This is a genomic window from Paenibacillus amylolyticus (genome assembly GCF_051136285.1).
Classification (GTDB): Bacteria; Bacillota; Bacilli; order Paenibacillales; family Paenibacillaceae; genus Paenibacillus; species Paenibacillus amylolyticus_F.
The window spans coordinates 1,251,475-1,268,496 of the sequence record NZ_CP194938.1 but is presented as its reverse complement, the minus strand read 5'-3'; the positions used below and the strand labels follow the sequence as shown (position 1 = coordinate 1,268,496).

The 17,022-nt window shown below is 47.2% G+C and carries 14 protein-coding genes; 13 read left to right on the top strand and 1 reads right to left on the bottom strand.

Features of this window, described 5'->3' with window-relative positions; translation table 11 throughout:
- The first annotated feature begins 410 nt into the window (after positions 1-410).
- From ACR8BL_RS05670 to ACR8BL_RS05650, 5 genes are all read left to right on the top strand, one after another.
- Positions 411-1,115, top strand: a complete 705-nt coding sequence (locus ACR8BL_RS05670; protein ID WP_434751703.1) for a ribonuclease HII — start codon at positions 411-413, stop codon at positions 1,113-1,115.
- A gap of 31 nt (positions 1,116-1,146) precedes the next feature.
- Entirely contained in the window at positions 1,147-3,186 is a 2,040-nt protein-coding gene (locus tag ACR8BL_RS05665; protein WP_434751702.1) for a DNA ligase, read from the top strand.
- On the top strand, positions 3,183-3,491 hold the full coding sequence (locus tag ACR8BL_RS05660; RefSeq protein ID WP_434751701.1) for an EscU/YscU/HrcU family type III secretion system export apparatus switch protein: 309 nt from the start codon (positions 3,183-3,185) through the stop codon (positions 3,489-3,491). Before ACR8BL_RS05665 ends, ACR8BL_RS05660 begins: the two co-directional genes overlap by 4 nt.
- Entirely contained in the window at positions 3,485-3,883 is a 399-nt protein-coding gene (locus ACR8BL_RS05655; protein WP_434751700.1) for a YraN family protein, read from the top strand. Before ACR8BL_RS05660 ends, ACR8BL_RS05655 begins: the two co-directional genes overlap by 7 nt.
- A 262-nt stretch (positions 3,884-4,145) precedes the next feature.
- Entirely contained in the window at positions 4,146-4,697 is a 552-nt protein-coding gene (locus ACR8BL_RS05650) for a nitroreductase family protein (RefSeq protein ID WP_434751699.1), read from the top strand.
- A 308-nt stretch (positions 4,698-5,005) separates the two neighbouring features.
- Here ACR8BL_RS05650 and ACR8BL_RS05645 read toward each other — a convergent pair whose 3' ends face one another.
- On the bottom strand, positions 5,006-6,616 hold the full coding sequence (locus ACR8BL_RS05645; RefSeq protein ID WP_434756600.1) for a YifB family Mg chelatase-like AAA ATPase: 1,611 nt from the start codon (positions 6,614-6,616) through the stop codon (positions 5,006-5,008).
- A gap of 415 nt (positions 6,617-7,031) precedes the next feature.
- Here ACR8BL_RS05645 and ACR8BL_RS05640 point away from each other — a divergent pair, with 415 nt between their 5' ends.
- The 8 genes from ACR8BL_RS05640 (at position 7,032) to hslU (ending at position 16,907) form a co-directional block, all read left to right on the top strand.
- Entirely contained in the window at positions 7,032-7,487 is a 456-nt protein-coding gene (locus ACR8BL_RS05640) for a MarR family winged helix-turn-helix transcriptional regulator (protein WP_434751697.1), read from the top strand.
- A 248-nt stretch (positions 7,488-7,735) separates the two neighbouring features.
- Positions 7,736-8,896 carry an ADP-forming succinate--CoA ligase subunit beta gene (sucC, locus tag ACR8BL_RS05635; protein WP_090923884.1) on the top strand — a complete coding sequence of 387 codons (1,161 nt, stop codon included), beginning with the start codon at positions 7,736-7,738 and terminating at the stop codon, positions 8,894-8,896.
- Between the two features lie 63 nt (positions 8,897-8,959).
- Positions 8,960-9,889 carry a succinate--CoA ligase subunit alpha gene (gene sucD, locus ACR8BL_RS05630; protein WP_434756599.1) on the top strand — a complete coding sequence of 310 codons (930 nt, stop codon included), beginning with the start codon at positions 8,960-8,962 and terminating at the stop codon, positions 9,887-9,889.
- A 243-nt stretch (positions 9,890-10,132) separates the two neighbouring features.
- Complete coding sequence (dprA, locus tag ACR8BL_RS05625; protein WP_434756598.1) at positions 10,133-11,263, top strand: DNA-processing protein DprA; 1,131 nt, start codon at positions 10,133-10,135, stop codon at positions 11,261-11,263.
- Positions 11,264-11,355: 92 nt separating this feature from the next.
- Positions 11,356-13,455, top strand: coding sequence for a type I DNA topoisomerase (gene topA / locus ACR8BL_RS05620; RefSeq protein ID WP_434751696.1), 2,100 nt, complete (start codon positions 11,356-11,358; stop codon positions 13,453-13,455).
- Between the two features lie 16 nt (positions 13,456-13,471).
- Positions 13,472-14,815, top strand: coding sequence for an FADH(2)-oxidizing methylenetetrahydrofolate--tRNA-(uracil(54)-C(5))-methyltransferase TrmFO (gene trmFO / locus ACR8BL_RS05615; protein WP_434751695.1), 1,344 nt, complete (start codon positions 13,472-13,474; stop codon positions 14,813-14,815).
- Between the two features lie 25 nt (positions 14,816-14,840).
- Positions 14,841-15,383, top strand: coding sequence for an ATP-dependent protease subunit HslV (gene hslV / locus ACR8BL_RS05610; protein ID WP_434758333.1), 543 nt, complete (start codon positions 14,841-14,843; stop codon positions 15,381-15,383).
- Between the two features lie 117 nt (positions 15,384-15,500).
- Positions 15,501-16,907: an ATP-dependent protease ATPase subunit HslU gene (hslU, locus tag ACR8BL_RS05605; RefSeq protein ID WP_434751694.1), complete on the top strand. Its 1,407-nt coding sequence runs from the start codon at positions 15,501-15,503 to the stop codon at positions 16,905-16,907.
- The last annotated feature ends 115 nt before the right edge of the window (positions 16,908-17,022 follow it).

The following is a 17,022-nucleotide window of genomic DNA, read 5'->3' as shown; positions in this document are numbered from 1 at the left end:
TTGATGAGGGGGAGCTGGAAAAGTAAAAAGAGGGTCTACGCCCTCCGATGAAATTTCAGTTTCCTACTCTACTGAAGGTTAATCGGGACTTGAAAATGCTTATCTGGCTGGTAAATATTCGAAGGAAAGTGTGCTTGGTGGAATTGTTTGTTCAGTATATGAGGTGTCCTGGAATCATGATATGATAAATGATGGTGCAAATTTGCAGAACATGAGTTTGTATGTATTCAATTTAGGCTGACGATGACCGATAAATGAAGACATCAAGATCTTTTTTATATAATACTTTTAATATGAAACAGTGTGTAAGATTGTGGTTAAACAGAACAAAGATGTGTTGTCTACGTCTAATTATTATACATTACTTGGGATTACACAGATGCATGAAACGTGTGAGGGAGATGAACAGAATGACAGCAAACCAGGAAACAGCGGAGCTTGCACTGCCAGATCAGCAGAGTAAGCCGAAGAAAAAGAAAAAAGAAACCAGCGAACCTAAAGATCTGTTATTGTATGAGCGAGAGTATTGGGGAAGCGGGTTTGAATATATCGCAGGAATCGATGAAGTGGGGCGTGGATGTTTGTTTGGTGATGTTGTTGCAGCGGCTGTGATCCTGCCCCAAGGGCTTATTTTGGAAGGCGTTAATGATTCTAAAAAGCTGTCAGAAAAAAAACGGGAAGCGCTGTATGACATCATTATGGAAAATGTGACGGCCGTTGGCGTGGGATATGCAGACGCTGAAACGGTGGATCGTCTAAATATTAAACAGGCGGCCAGACTAGCGATGAAACGTGCGGTAGAGGCACTTGATGTAACACCTCATTACATGCTAGTGGATGCAGAAAAGGTAGATATGAATATACCACAATTGTCTATCATTAAAGGGGATGCAAACAGTCAATCTATTGCAGCTGCTTCGATCATAGCGAAGGTAACAAGAGATCGGCTATGCAAGGAAGAATGGGATACGTTATACCCTGAATACGGTCTGTCGGTACATAAAGGCTACGCCACACAATTTCATCGGGAACAGATTATGGCGCGAGGGGCAACACCGATGCATCGGCGCAGCTTTCTCGGTAATTTACTCGGCGAGCAGCAAACGTTGTTTTAACTGAAAGGGAACGGAAAGGAGGGAGAGCGCGTTGAATATCAGCTCCATGATTCGTGGTTTAATGGGAGATAGTAAACCTGGAAATCCCAAGGCGCTTGAATTAAAGGAAGGTCAGGTCGTTCGTGGCTCTGTTGTCAGCGTGTCAGATGATGGAGGAGACGCTGTTCTCCAGATTCAAGGTGTGCAGGTGCGTGCCAAACTGGAGACTCCGCTCCGCCCAGGTGAGACGACACTACTGCAGGTTCAGCCACCAGGAGAAAATGGGATAACCGTGATGAAACCCGTTGCGGGTTCACTTACAGAATTACCGCAGGCTTCACTGAATAATCTGTTACAAGAGGTAGGCTTAACTGATACAAAAGACAACCGTGAACTGCTGCTTGCCATGCAACGCAGTGGGCTGCCGCTGACCAAGGATAATGTATCTATGGTGCAAAACATGATGGCAGCCAAACCTGCACAAGTGCCTGTGGAGGAATGGGTACAGGCGGCAGGAATTGCTTTTCAACGTGGCCTGCCTGTTACAGCAGAAACGGTGAAAGGATTACATCAGACTGTATTTGGGCCTCCTTTGCATCAGTTGTTAAGTGGTTTGGCAGATCAGCTAGAGTCATTGTTGTCCCAAATGTCAGGAAAATTGGCAACCGGCGGAGAAGCAGCGCCAGGCTCTAAAGCTGGGACCGTTCCAGGACAATCAGGAGCGTCTGTTACTCTTCCTAATGTTGCTGTTCAACCAGAGGAGGGCACAGCGGTGGTACATGTGAGCCGTCCGGGGGCAGGAGCAGCAGTCGCAACTCCTTTGTCGTCACAGCAGAATCAGGTTCAGACCACACAGGTAGCTGGCGCGGAAGATTCAGCGGAAAGCACGCAGCAGCAGGTTAAAGGTAACCTACCGCTGCATGCGGGCCAGGTGAATGGTGGACAGGCTGGTGCTGAGGCTGCTGCGAAGGGTGTTGCCAGCCAGGCTGAGACGGCTGGCAAAGGGAATGCAGGTATTCCGGCGGGCACCGGAATACCTGGAGAAGGCCCGCGCGCTGCTGAGGCGGGCCAAGCTGTGAGCCGTCCAGGTACAACCGGGACGGCAGAAGCTGCGGCCGTGCGTGCAGACGGCCGCTCAGACACGCCTGCTGCGGCGACGCCGTCCGCAGCAGGCCAGGCAGCGCCAGCGGCGCCTACGCCAGCACAGCTGGCGCCGAAGCTGCTGGCGCTGCTGGACGCGCTGCGCAGCGCGTCCGCTGCCGCACCGGCACAGCCGGGCGCGGCAGCACAGGCCGCCCCTGCTGCGCAGCAGGGCGGCCAAGCGGCTGCCACAGGCTCGCCGCAGCCCGTGCCAGCCGGCGCTGATGCGCTGCCGGCTGGCGGTGTTGCCGCCGCACCTGTGGGAGCGGCGGCAGCGCACGCGCCTGTCACCCACGGGGGGGACCCGTGGGTGGGGCGCGTGCTGAAGCTGCTCGGTGCGGAGCACGAGCAGCAGGCCGTTCACGGCGCGGCGATGCAGCCGCGCGTGGGTGAAGTGGCGAGTCCGGCGAATGCGGACACGCTCAAGGGCTTGCTGCTACAGCTTGCCAGCAGCGACAGTGCCCCGGCGGCGCTGAAAGATGCCGCCACTCAAGCTGTACAATACCTGACAGGTCAGCAGTTATTGCTTACAACGGATCGCGGTGCAGCCTTTGCGCAGATGCATTGGTTTATCCCGATTACCGGTCCGGACGGAGAACAGACGGCCTCTGTGCAGATTCAGTCACGCCGTGGTCAGCGCGGGGAACTGGACGCGTCCAATTGCCGTTTGCTGTTTGATCTGGACATGAGGAGTTTGGGACATACCCTTGTCGATGTACATGTAGTAAATAATATTGTCAGCTTGCGAGTCCTTAATGATCGTGAGGAAATGGGTGCTCTTTTGGAGAGTGGACGCGAAGTAATCCATCAATCGCTCGACAAGCTCGGGTATCAGTTATTGACCTTCAGGGCAGAACCTTGGCCTGCAGGACAAGAGCCTGGAGCAGAGCGTAAAATGACCGCAGCAGATTATAGCCCTGAGCGATACAAAGGGGTGGATTTCAAGGTATGAAAGAGGAATCACCACAACCGGAGCTGTTATCCAAAAAAGCAGTTGCACTGAAATATGTTCCAGGAGAGAGTGAGGCACCGGTCGTTGTTGCTAAGGGACGGGGCAAAGTGGCTGAAGCCATTCTGGACAAAGCAAAGGAAAATGGCGTACCTGTGCAGGAGGATGCCGCACTTGTGGAAGTACTCTCCAAGCTGGATCTGGATGAACAGATCCCGGCAGAGTTGTATCAACTGGTGGCAGAGGTGTTAAGCTATGTTTATCGAGCCGATCGACTTGCCTCAGGTGGTGATGGCGAAACATGGTAGAACCGGGATCTGGACAGAAGCCGAATGGCAGACTGACTCGTCAGCAAAAGGGAAGAATAGGCGAAGATGAGGCGTGCCGCTGGTTAAAGGAACAGGACTATTGTATCGTTCAGCGAAACTGGCGTTGTCGTAGTGGTGAGGTGGACATTATCGCATCTCGTGGAGAGTTGTTAATCTTTGTTGAGGTTCGAAGCCGAAGTTCTTATTCGCGATTTGGAACCCCGCAAGAGTCGGTCGATCAGCGAAAAATACAACAAGTGCGTTCGACGGCTGCGATTTACATTCAAATGAACGAAGAGCATGCTCGTCAGATTCGATTTGATGTTATTGCGGTCATGATTAACCATGTCGGGGAGATTAGTTCCGTAAATCATGTAGAGAATGCGTTTTAACTTTTAGCCGAACGTTTCAAAAGATGAGCTTGCAGACAACGATAATGTCTACAGCCCATCTTTTTTGGTTTCAACAGCAGAGCAAATCAGTGAATGTCTCTCTATATACTAAATCTCAAATTTCATATCTCATATGTAACAACAAGTTCCACAGAATTTTGTTTTTTCTTAACCTGCTCGTTCTTTTGAATCTGTTCAGCAGAAGGGTGTATAATGAATGATGTAAACTGGCGTGTACTATTTGGAGAGGGAGGCATGACCCATGAGTAAAACGAATAACCCAAGCAACGAAGTACGCCATGCGATTGAGAATCGGCGTACAGTCAAAAAGTTTAAAAAAGATGCTGTTCCAACGGAGCAGATCATCGATTTGCTGGATACAGCCGTGTGGGCGCCTAACCATAAATTGCGTGAGCCGTGGAGATTTGTATTGTTCAATGGCAAAGGACGCAAAAAGCTCGCAGAGGCCATTGAAGCCGAGATGGGCGAGGATAACAAGTTTTCGTCGAGTGTGCAGCAGGTGCCTGCCATCTTGCTTGTCGTTCTGGAAGAAGATCCGAGACAAGCGATTTGGGATGAGGACTTTGCCGCAGTCAGCGCCATGGTTCAGAACTTTATGCTTGCAGCATGGAGTGAGAAGATCGGTACATTTTGGGTAACCAAACCCTTTTTATATGCGCCTAAATTTCGGAAGCCGCTTGGCATCGAGCCTGGAGAAAAAATTATTGGTATGATCTATATTGGATATCCCGACGTTATTCCGTCTGCTAAAGAGCGTATTCCTGCCAAGGACAAGCTAACGTTATTTGAATAAAAACTTCATTTGAGACCACATACATGTGGTCTTTTTTTATTTTGCAATAGAGATTTGGTCTCAGCTCCTTCCTGTAATTCCGGGCAATCGATCGGAACAGCTTTTTCTGAATACCTCCTCAAGCATGCTTACATATCCCCTTCGATAAGCTCTGTATGAAAAGAGATAACCATATAACATATGATCACGTTTACCTGCCGGATCAGGTTTGAATCTGCTTGTCATGCTAACCAAGCCGTATAGATATTCTTCATTACACATGTAAAGAGAGATATATACGGCTTTTTATTAGCAACTGAATATCCGTATTAAAATAAACTCAAATCTAACTGGCGATACTGGATCGCTTCGGCCACATGAGCTGTCAAAATCTCACCATCATGATCCAGATCAGCGATCGTCTGTGCCATTTTCATAATTCGGTCATGGGCACGCATGCTCAGATTCAGTGTCTGCAAAGTTTGATCCAACAACTGCTCTGCTTCGCGTGGGAGATGAATGGTTTTACGTAAAAATGTGCCGGAAAGTTGGCTGTTCCAGCGGACGGAACACTTTGCATAACGTTTGGCCTGAATGGAATGGGCAGCGATCACCTTGGCCTGCATCTCGGCGGAAGTAGGAGAAGCTCCTGAATTACGCCAATCTCCTGGCGGCGGGACTTCGACCTGCAGATCGATTCGATCCAGCAGGGGGCCGGAGATTTTCGCCCGGTATGCTGCGACGCGTGCCGGACTACAAATACAGCGCTGTTCCTCTGACTGCGCGGACAAATATCCGCAAGGGCATGGGTTCATTGAGCATGCCAGCATGAATTGTGCAGGGAATGTGAACGCAGCTCTTGCCCGACTGATCGTAACCGTCTGGTCTTCAAGCGGCTGCCGCAGCACTTCAAGAACCTGACGCTGGAACTCTGGCAACTCATCCAGAAACAAAATACCGCGATGAGCAAGACTGACCTCACCCGGTTTGGGAATACCGCCGCCACCGATCAGGCCGGAGGTTGATATCGTATGATGTGGAGAGCGAAAAGGTCTGTCTGCGATTAGTCCTGGCGGAGCTTCTTTTAAATGACCAGCTGCACTTAAAACTTTGGTTACTTCAAGCGCTTCTTCTTCCGATAAAGGAGGCAAAATCGTCGGCAGCCGTTTGATCAGCATCGTTTTACCTGTACCAGGCGGCCCAACCAGCATAATATTATGCATTCCGGCAGCGGCAATCATCAGCGCTCGTTTGACATGATGCTGCCCCAGAACATCGCTGTAATCTTCAGAAGAATAGGATATATTTTTCTTTCCCTGAATCCTCTGCTCACTGGACGGCTCGGAGACCCGCAGATGACTGTAATCCTTCAAGGTAATCGGCCCGGCATTTGCAGCTGTACTAGCTGAGAAACTTTGGGGAGTGTTTGGTGTGTTGGTCATATCAGGAGCCAGATCCTTTAGATGGCGAAGGCCATAAATCCCAATGCCTCGAATCAGACGAGCCTCTTCCACATTTTCATAAGGAAGCAGAACAGAAGTGAAGCCCTGCCTTTTCGCTAAATCTACCATTGATAAAATGCCTGGAACAGCCCGGATTGAACCATCCAGTGCCAGCTCCCCGAGAACTAAAGTGCGTTCCTGAGGAGGTAGAACAACCTGGCCGCTGGTTGTAAGTAGAGCAATAGCAATAGCAAGATCAAAGGAGGAACCTTCCTTGCGCAGATCGGCTGGAGCCAGATTAATCGTAATACGCTGCAAAGGATACTGATAACCACAGTTTTTAATCGCCGCTCGAACCCGTTCCACGGCTTCTCTGATTGCTGAATCTGGCAGTCCGATAATTGAAGTCAGAGGTAGACCGTTGGATAAATCGGTTTCCACTTCAATTAATACACCGTCAATTCCGTAAAGACATGAGCTATACAATTTTCCATACATAACAAAGAAACACCTCACTCGGGTAGTCAGCTCCGCACAGGGCGGGCCAGTCTCGAATTAAGGTGCTTCCTCAGCTTCTACTAGCATTTTATATAAAAGGAATCAGAGCGTCAACCCGGGTATGAATGATGCCGCAATACACTTTCTCAATTCCTGTATTTCCACTTTCAGGTTTACATCCCTAAAAGTATTAATAAATCAGATATGAATTATCTGTAATTATATTTTATGCAACTTAATTTAACGTGATTAAATGTAAAAGTGAAATAATTTGCTCAATTATTCTTTTTTTAATCTATTTTGTGATAAGATAGTAATGGGGGATGTTCCATTCACCGCAAATATATGATGAGGTAATAAGGTTATTCCCTGAAATAAGCAATCTAATGTACATTAGGCAGGTGAGACAGACAATATGCAGACAGACCGTTTAAAGCTGGATAATCAATTATGCTTCGCTATATACGCTTGTTCACGTGAAATTACCAAGTTGTACCAACCCTACCTGGAGGTGCTTGGTGTGACATACTCCCAGTACCTGGTTTTGATGGTATTGTGGGAACGAGAGGAATGCACAGTGAAAGAGATCGGTGAGGCTTTATACCTCGATTCAGGTACGCTTACTCCTCTTCTAAAACGTTTGCAAGCAGCAGGATTCATCCATCGTGAGCGCTCGGCACAAGACGAGCGTAAAGTGCTGATTACACTGACCGATTCGGGACGTGAGCTGAAGAATAAAGCGTTATCCATACCTGAGGCCATTCAGGGAGATGCTTGTCTCAACAGCACGGAATTTGAAGCACTGCTCGGTCAGTTTAAGGGCTTGCTCGAGAAAGTTCACGAAACGAATATAAGTACCGCTAAAAAATAATAATCAAAGCTTCTATTTCACGAAAAACCTTAGTCCATTCGACTTGGGTTTTTCCATTTATATCCAAGCATTCACAAAAAGGGATCATATCCATATCAAAAAGCTGTCTATTAACCATTAATTTTTTAAGGAAAGCGTTTTAAAAACATGTTACAATGAATTGGGTTTAAGTGAAAATAGTCAACATATGTCTTTTGTTCGTCTACCAGCCCGCCTTGTTGCAGTCATGTTGATAGGAGGATTCGAGAATGAATATCCATGAATATCAAGGAAAAGAAGTACTGAAACAGTATGGAGTTACCGTTCCAAACGGAAAGGTTGCTTATACAGTCGATGAAGCGGTTGCGGCCGCAGAGGCACTTGGCAGTCCGGTGACTGTTGTTAAAGCGCAAATTCACGCAGGGGGTCGGGGTAAAGCCGGCGGCGTGAAAGTAGCAAAAAGCACAGAGGAAGTTCGTGCCTATGCATCCGAAATTTTGGGCAAAGTATTAGTAACCCATCAAACAGGACCAGAAGGTAAAGAAGTGAAACGTCTTCTGATTGAAGAAGGATGCGATATCCGCAAAGAGTATTATGTGGGTGTTGTTGTCGATCGTGCTACAGGACGTGTAGTCATGATGGCTTCCGAAGAAGGCGGTACAGAGATCGAAGAAGTCGCTGAAGCTACACCTGAGAAAATTTTCAAAGAGGTAGTTGACCCTGCAATCGGGTTGCAAGTGTTCCAGGCACGCAAACTGGCTTACAGCATTAACATTCCGAATGAACTCGTGAATAAAGCTGTGAAGTTCATGCTTGCGTTGTACAAGGCTTTTGTCGAAAAAGATTGCTCTATTGCCGAGATCAACCCGCTGGTTGTTACCGGAGATGGAAACGTTATCGCGCTGGATGCGAAGCTGAACTTCGACTCCAACGCACTCTTCCGTCACAAGGACATTCAAGAACTGCGTGACCTGGATGAGGAAGACGAAAAAGAAATCGAAGCTTCCAAATACGACCTCAGCTACATAGCGCTTGACGGCAACATTGGCTGTATGGTTAACGGTGCGGGACTTGCGATGGCTACGATGGACATCATTAAATATTATGGTGGAGACCCGGCCAACTTCCTTGATGTTGGGGGCGGTGCAACAACAGAGAAAGTTACAGAAGCATTCAAGATCATTCTGTCTGATGCCAAAGTAGCCGGAATCTTTGTTAACATCTTCGGTGGTATCATGCGTTGTGATGTCATTGCCAACGGGGTTGTTGAAGCAGCGAAGCAGCTTGGCCTGACCAAACCGCTGGTTGTTCGTCTTGAAGGAACTAACGTGGAACTGGGCAAACGCATTTTGGGTGAATCCGGCCTGAATATCGTTCCTGCTGATTCCATGGCCGATGGAGCACAGAAAATTGTTGCCCTCGTGAAATAGGTTCATTCCTTCGTACCGGAGCTGTCCGGGAATTGAAAAATAACCGTAAGGATGTGAAGCAACGTGAGTATTTTGATCGATAAAAATACAAAAGTCATTACGCAAGGCATTACGGGTTCAACGGGAATGTTCCACACGAAGGGCGCATTGGACTACGGAACCCAGATGGTAGGCGGTGTTACGCCAGGTAAAGGCGGAACCAATGTTGACATCACGCTGGAAGACGGTTCAGTAGTCAGCCTGCCGGTATTCAACACGGTGCAGGAAGCGAAGGAAGCTACTGGCGCAACAGCGAGCGTCATCTATGTTCCTCCTGCATTCGCAGCAGATTCCATCATGGAAGCTGTTGACGCAGAGCTGGATCTTGTTATCTGTATTACAGAAGGTATCCCTGTTCTTGATATGGTCAAAGTAGACCGTTTCATGGATGGTAAAAATACGGTATTGATCGGTCCTAACTGCCCAGGTGTTATTACACCAGGTGAGTGTAAGATCGGGATTATGCCTGGATACATTCACATGCCAGGACATGTCGGTGTTGTTTCCCGTAGTGGAACACTGACATACGAGGCGGTTCATCAGCTGACAACTCGTGGTATTGGTCAATCTTCTGCTGTAGGTATCGGGGGAGACCCGGTTAAAGGATCGGAGTTCATCGATATCCTGAAACGCTTTAACGAAGATCCACAGACACACGCTGTCATCATGATTGGTGAGATCGGTGGTACTGCGGAAGAGGATGCAGCAGATTGGGTGGCTGCTAACATGACCAAACCGGTGGTAGGTTTCATCGGCGGTGTTACAGCGCCTCCAGGCAAACGTATGGGTCATGCTGGTGCGATTATCTCCGGTGGTAAAGGTACAGCCAAAGAGAAAATTGCGAAGCTGGAATCCTGCGGTATCAAAGTTGCTCCAACGCCAGCCGAAATGGGCTCTACGTTGGTAAGTGTGCTTGAGGAACGCGGTATTTTGAATTTGTGCACGACACATTAATCCTGTTCCGTTATAATAGAAGAAACAGCTCGGAAATGACTTGTTTCCGTAGATGTCGATTCAGGAGACGGTAAAGGTAAGCAACCTTTTGTCCTTAAAACAGGGCGAAGGGTTGCTTTTTTGCGTTTTTTTAAGAAAATGCAGACGAGCTTTAAGGTGCAATTAGTGCAACCGCTTGCAATTTATCGTTGCTTATCACACAATATGAGGGGAGTTTTTCTCTCCTTAACGGGAGGTCGAAACATGGAAGAACGTTGGATTTTGTTTGGGCTTTATGAAATGGAGGGCATCGGGAAGAAAAGTATTGCAAAATTGATGACAGGCCGGCACTCGCTTCAGGAACTGCTTTATTATGAAGAAGGAGACTGGATTGCGGCTGGACTGAGAAAAGATCAGGCAGCTCGTTTGACGAGAGTTTTTAATGCCAGCTGGATTGAAAGCAGAAGAGAACAGGTTTATGATCGTGGGATAGAGGTTATTACTTATCTGGATTCGAATTATCCTATATTAATGAAGGAAACCGCCCAGCCTCCCTGGATTATGTACGCTCGGGGAGATAGTGGGTTGCTGAATACACCTTCAATAGCTATGGTTGGGACACGCATGCCGACAGTTTATGGGCGTAAGGTGGGTGAAAAGCTTGCAGAGCAATTGTCTCATGCGGGCTTAACCATTGTAAGTGGACTTGCCAGAGGCATTGATCGCGTGTGTCATGAAGCTGTATTGCGAGCTGGTGGTAAAACCATTGCCGTTTTTGGTACGGGAGTAGATACGGTTTATCCACCGGAAAATACAAGTCTTGCTGAACAAATTGCCGCAACGGGTCTACTGCTGTCTGAATACCCACTCGGAACCAGAGCTCGTCAGGGACTTTTTCCCGAGCGCAATCGGATTATTGCGGGATTAACGCTGGGTACGCTTGTCGTAGAAGCTGATATACGAAGTGGTTCACTTATTACCGCTGATGCAGCACTGGAGGCGGGCAGGGATGTATTTGCTGTTCCAGGGCCGATTACTTCTCCGAAGAGTCGAGGGGCACATAATTTAATAAGGCAGGGAGCCAAATTAGTCACTTGTGTGGCTGATTTATTGGAAGAGTATCGTTTAGACTTGCCAAATGCAGAACAACTTCCTTACAATAGAGGACGTTCGGCAGAAACACCGAGACCTGCAGAGCAGAGTTTGTTTCCAGATGTGAAGCTTTCTACCGATGAACAATGTATCATCGTTTTACTTGAGCAGGAAGAGCAATCTTTGGATCAATTGATTGATCAGTTAGGTTGGGATTTTGGACATTTACATTCAGTTCTGTTATCTTTAATCATAAAAAAGCAGATTAGCCAATTACCAGGAACCAAATATGCGAGGGTATGAGGATGCTGCAACCTGTGCAGTATGTGGAATATATAAAATACGAACGAAATGAAGTACATGAACAGTTTCATGACTGAGAGGAGGATGAACCTATGGCGGATGCACTCGTAATCGTGGAGTCGCCCTCAAAGGCGAAGACGATCGGCAAATATTTAGGCAGCAAGTACATCGTGAAAGCTTCGATGGGACATGTACGCGATTTGCCAAAGAGTCAGATCGGCGTTGAGGTAGAGAATGATTTTAATCCGAAATATATTACGATCCGCGGTAAAGGTTCAGTATTGAAAGAACTTAAGGATGCACGCAAGAAAGTGAAAAAAGTGTATCTCGCAGCTGACCCGGATCGTGAGGGTGAAGCCATTGCCTGGCATTTGGCACATGCGCTTGAACTGGATGACACGGCTGATTGCCGGGTCGTATTTAATGAAATCACCAAACAGGCGGTTAAGGACGCTTTCAAAACACCGCGTAAAATTAATATGGATTTGGTCAATGCTCAGCAAGCCAGGCGGATTCTGGATCGGCTCGTTGGATATAAGATTAGTCCATTATTATGGAAGAAAGTGAAAAAGGGTCTGTCCGCAGGCCGGGTTCAGTCGGTTGCAGTCAAAATTATTTTAGATCGTGAAAATGAAATTGATGAATTCGAACCGGAAGAGTACTGGAGCATTACTGCTAAACTGAGCGCAGATGGCAATCCGTTTGAAGCGAAGTTTCACAAGTTAAACGGAACCAAAACCGAGCTAGGCAGTGAAGAGGAAGTACAGGCGATTCTGAAACAGATCGAAGGCGCTGACTTTACGATCAAGGAAGTGAAAGAGAAGGAGCGGACACGCAATCCTTCTGCGCCATTTACGACAAGTTCACTTCAGCAGGAAGCGGCACGCAAACTTAACTTCCGGGCTTCCAAGACGATGTCGGTTGCACAGCAACTCTATGAAGGTGTGGATCTTGGAAAAGAAGGCACAGTGGGTCTGATCACGTATATGCGTACAGACTCAACTCGTATCGCGGTTTCCGCACAGGAAGAAGCCAAAGAATACATCATGGGTAAGTATGGCGAGACATTTGCACCAGAGAGCCCACGGAATTATTCCAAAAAGGCGTCCAATGCTCAGGATGCACACGAAGCGATTCGTCCGACTTCAATATTACGTGATCCAGATTCGATTAAATCGTTCATGAGTCGTGATCAGTTTCGTTTGTATAAGCTGATTTGGGAACGTTTTGTAGCAAGTCAGATGTCTTCAGCTATTCTGGACACTCTCTCGGTTGACATTGCTGCAGGAGATACGATCTTCCGTGCAGCAGGTTCCAAGGTGCGCTTCCAAGGGTTTATGAAAGTATATGTCGAAGGCAATGACGATGGCACCACGGATGAAGATCGTTTACTGCCCCCTCTCAAGAGTGGAGATGTGTTGAAGAAGCAGGAGATTGAGCCTAAACAGCACTTTACGCAGCCGCCACCGCGTTATACCGAAGCACGGCTTGTTAAAACGTTGGAAGAGTTGGGCATAGGTAGACCGAGTACATATGCGCCTACTCTGGAGACCATCCAGAAGCGCGGATATGTTGCGATCGAAGAGAAAAAGTTTATGCCAACAGAGCTGGGAGAGCTGGTCATCGAGCAGATGGAAGAGTTCTTCCCGGAAATTCTGAATGTTGAGTTTACCGCTAACATGGAAGGGGATCTCGACCATGTGGAAGAGGGCTCCGAAGACTGGGTTAAAGTATTGGCAGAATTCTATGAATCTTTCGAGAAACGACTGGAGTTTGCCGAGGAAGAAATGAAAGAGATCGAGATCGAAGACGAGGTATCGGATGAAATCTGTGAGAAGTGCGGCAAACCGCTTGTATACAAACTGGGACGTTTTGGGAAATTCCTCGCATGTTCAGGGTTTCCTGACTGCCGCAATACGAAACCAATCATTAAAGATATCGGTGTAACTTGTCCGAAGTGTAAGGAAGGGCATGTCGTAGAACGGCGAAGTAAAAAAGGTCGTATATTCTATGGCTGTGACAAATATCCGGAATGTGATTTTGTATCATGGGATAGACCTTCAGCTAAACCTTGTCCAAGCTGCGGATCGTTAATGATTGAGAAAAGAAACAAAAAAGGGACAAGATTACAATGTACTTCATGTGATCATCAGGAGCCGGTAGAAGAGCCGGATGACGAATCAACGGATTAGCATATTATGGGGGTAAATGATTTTGACAAGTGAACAACAAGTAACGGTTATCGGTGCGGGACTGGCTGGATCAGAAGCGGCGTGGCAGATTGCCAGTCGCGGTGTGCGTGTAAAATTGTATGAGATGAGACCGGTTGTCAAAACGCCGGCTCATCATACGGATAAATTTGCAGAACTTGTCTGCAGTAACTCTCTGCGTGCCAATGGACTGGCTAATGCAGTTGGCGTGTTGAAAGAAGAAATGAGAATGCTGAATTCGCTCGTGCTGGGTGCAGCTGATCGACATGCTGTTCCGGCAGGCGGAGCCTTGGCTGTAGACCGGGATGGCTTCTCGGGTGAGATTACATCAACTCTGCATCAACATCCGCTTATTGAAGTGGTAAACGAAGAGCTTACTTCATTGCCAGAGGACGGGATTGTTGTTGTAGCGACCGGCCCACTGACTTCACCGGCATTGTCCGAGCAGATCAAGTCATTGATGGGTGAGGAATACTTCTATTTTTATGATGCTGCTGCACCGATCATTGAAAAAGATTCAATTGATATGAACAAGGTCTATCTTGCTTCTCGGTATGACAAAGGAGAAGCGGCTTATCTGAACTGTCCAATGACAGAAGAGGAGTTTGACGTTTTCTACGAAGCGCTTATTACTGCAGAGGTTGCTCAGCTCAAAGAGTTCGAAAAAGAAATCTATTTCGAAGGCTGCATGCCCATTGAAGTGATGATGAAGCGGGGGAAACAAACGGCTTTGTTCGGTCCAATGAAACCTGTAGGTTTGGTTAACCCTCATACGGGTGAACTGCCTCATGCTGTAGTGCAGCTCAGACAGGACAATGCAGCCGGAACATTGTATAACTTGGTTGGTTTCCAGACGCATCTGAAATGGGGAGAACAAAAACGTGTCTTCTCTTTGATTCCGGGTCTTGAGAATGCAGAGTTTGTGCGTTACGGTGTTATGCACCGAAATACATTTATTAACTCGCCCAAACTGCTTCGCCCGACGTACCAGTTCAAAGAGCGTCCTAATTTGTTCTTTGCCGGTCAGATGACAGGTGTCGAAGGGTATGTTGAATCAGCCGCATCGGGTCTAATCGCAGGTATCAATGCAGCCAAGGCAGCGCTAGGACAGGAACTTGTCGTACTTCCTGTAGAGACTACATTAGGCAGCATGGCTCAATATATAACTACTGCAGACTTCAAACACTTCCAGCCAATGAATGCTAACTTTGGTCTGCTTCCGAAGTTGGAAACTAAAATTCGCAACAAAAAAGAAAAAAACGAAGCACTTGCTAACCGTGCGCTGGATGGAGTCGCCAGATTTGCTGCATCAGAAGGTCTAACCGTTCCGGAACGCGTATAAATTATTCGTGGGGGGGGCTGATAACATGGATATGTCATTTCATGCTACAACGATCTGTGCTGTTCGTCATAACGGCAAGGCTGCAATTGCAGGCGATGGTCAGGTAACTATGGGCCAGAGTGTCGTAATGAAGAATACAGCCAAAAAAGTAAGACGTTTATATCGTGGACAGGTTGTTGCAGGATTTGCCGGTTCTGTGGCCGATGCAATTACACTGTTTGAAAAATTCGAAGGTAAACTTGAAGAACATCATGGGAATCTGCAGCGGGCTGCGGTGGAGCTTGCAAAAGACTGGCGGCAAGATCGGATTCTGCGGAAACTTGAAGCTTTACTGATTGTGATGGACAAAACAGGTATGCTGCTTATCTCAGGTGGTGGCGAGATTATTGAGCCGGATGATGATATCATTGCGATCGGCTCAGGCGGTAATTTTGCTTTGTCAGCCGCGCGGGCTCTAAAACGTCATGCTGGGCAGCTGGAAGCAAAAGATATCGCTCGTGAATCTCTTCAGGTGGCCTCTGAGCTTTGTGTATACACAAATAGTAATATTATTGTCGAAGAATTGTAAGAAGCAAGAAATCTCCCGTACAGGAACATGATGCTGCATCTGCTCCGGTTTACGTTAAGGAGATTCTTTGTTCTTGCGGCTGAACTGACGTCAACATATTAGCAGGAGGGAAGCATAATGAATACTCAAGCCTTAACGCCAAGACAGATTGTTACGGAACTTGATAAATACATCGTAGGTCAAAAACAGGCGAAAAAATCTGTAGCAGTAGCGCTTCGTAATCGTTATCGACGCAGTCTTTTGCCAGAACATACACAGGATGATATCGTACCTAAAAATATACTGATGATTGGACCTACAGGTGTCGGTAAAACGGAGATTGCACGTCGTCTTGCCAAGCTGGTAGGGGCGCCTTTTGTCAAAGTCGAAGCGACCAAATTTACCGAAGTGGGATATGTCGGACGTGATGTGGAATCCATGGTTCGTGATTTGATTGAAACATCATTGCGCATGGTCAAACTTGAGCGTACTGAAAAAGTGAAGGACAAGGCAGAAGAAGCAGCGAACGAGCGCATTGTACATATTTTGGCTCCTTCTCAGTCCAAGTCCAAAAACCAGCGTAATCCGTTTGAAATGATCTTTGGTAATAACGCGAACGGAAATGCCGGCCAGGAGCAGGAAGAGCCTGAACCGGATACTGGTGTGACGGAACGTCGTCGTAAAATCAGATTTGATCTGTTGTCTGGTAAACTGGAGGATGACATCATTGAAATTGATGTAGAAGACAGCACACCGAATATGATGGATATGTTTGCTGGCCAGGGCAATGATCAGATGGGCATGAATATGCAGGAGATGTTTGGTAGCTTGTTGCCACGTCGTACGAAGAAACGTAAACTGGCTATTAAGGAAGCGCGTAAAGTGCTTATTCAAGAAGAAGCGAGTAAATTAATTGATATGGATGATGTGACCCAGGAATCGATAAGACGAGCAGAGCAGACGGGCATTATTTTCATCGATGAGATTGACAAGGTTGCCAGTCAAGGCCGGGGGAGTGGCCCGGATGTTTCTCGTGAAGGCGTTCAGCGTGATATTTTGCCGATAGTAGAAGGTTCAACGGTGATGACCAAGTATGGACCTGTCAAAACGGACTATATTTTGTTTATGGCGGCTGGTGCATTTCATGTGGCGAAACCTTCGGATTTGATTCCGGAGCTTCAGGGACGCTTCCCGATTCGTGTAGAGCTGAACAGCCTTACCTTGGAGGAGTTTGTTTCTATTCTAACGGAACCTCAGAATGCGTTAACGAAGCAATATGTTGATTTGCTCCGCACAGAGAATATTGAGATTGAGTTCTCGGAAGATGCTATACGAGAGATTGCCAAGCTCGCGGAATCTGTTAACCAAAACACAGAGAACATTGGCGCTCGCCGTTTGCACACCATCCTGGAAAAACTTTTGGAGGACTTGTCCTTTGAGGCTCCTGAGCTTACGTTAGAGCGCATGGTAATTACACCGGAGTATGTACGTGAAAAATTAAATGATATTGCGACTGATCGGGATTTAAGCCAATATATCCTGTAGTCAATAACTAGGTACGATTAAGCGTATGTTGCAGTATTACAGGAAAAGATAGTGTTGCTAGTGAAGCAAGGGGTATGGATCGAAAAACAGTGAACATTCATCAACATGTTCTGTA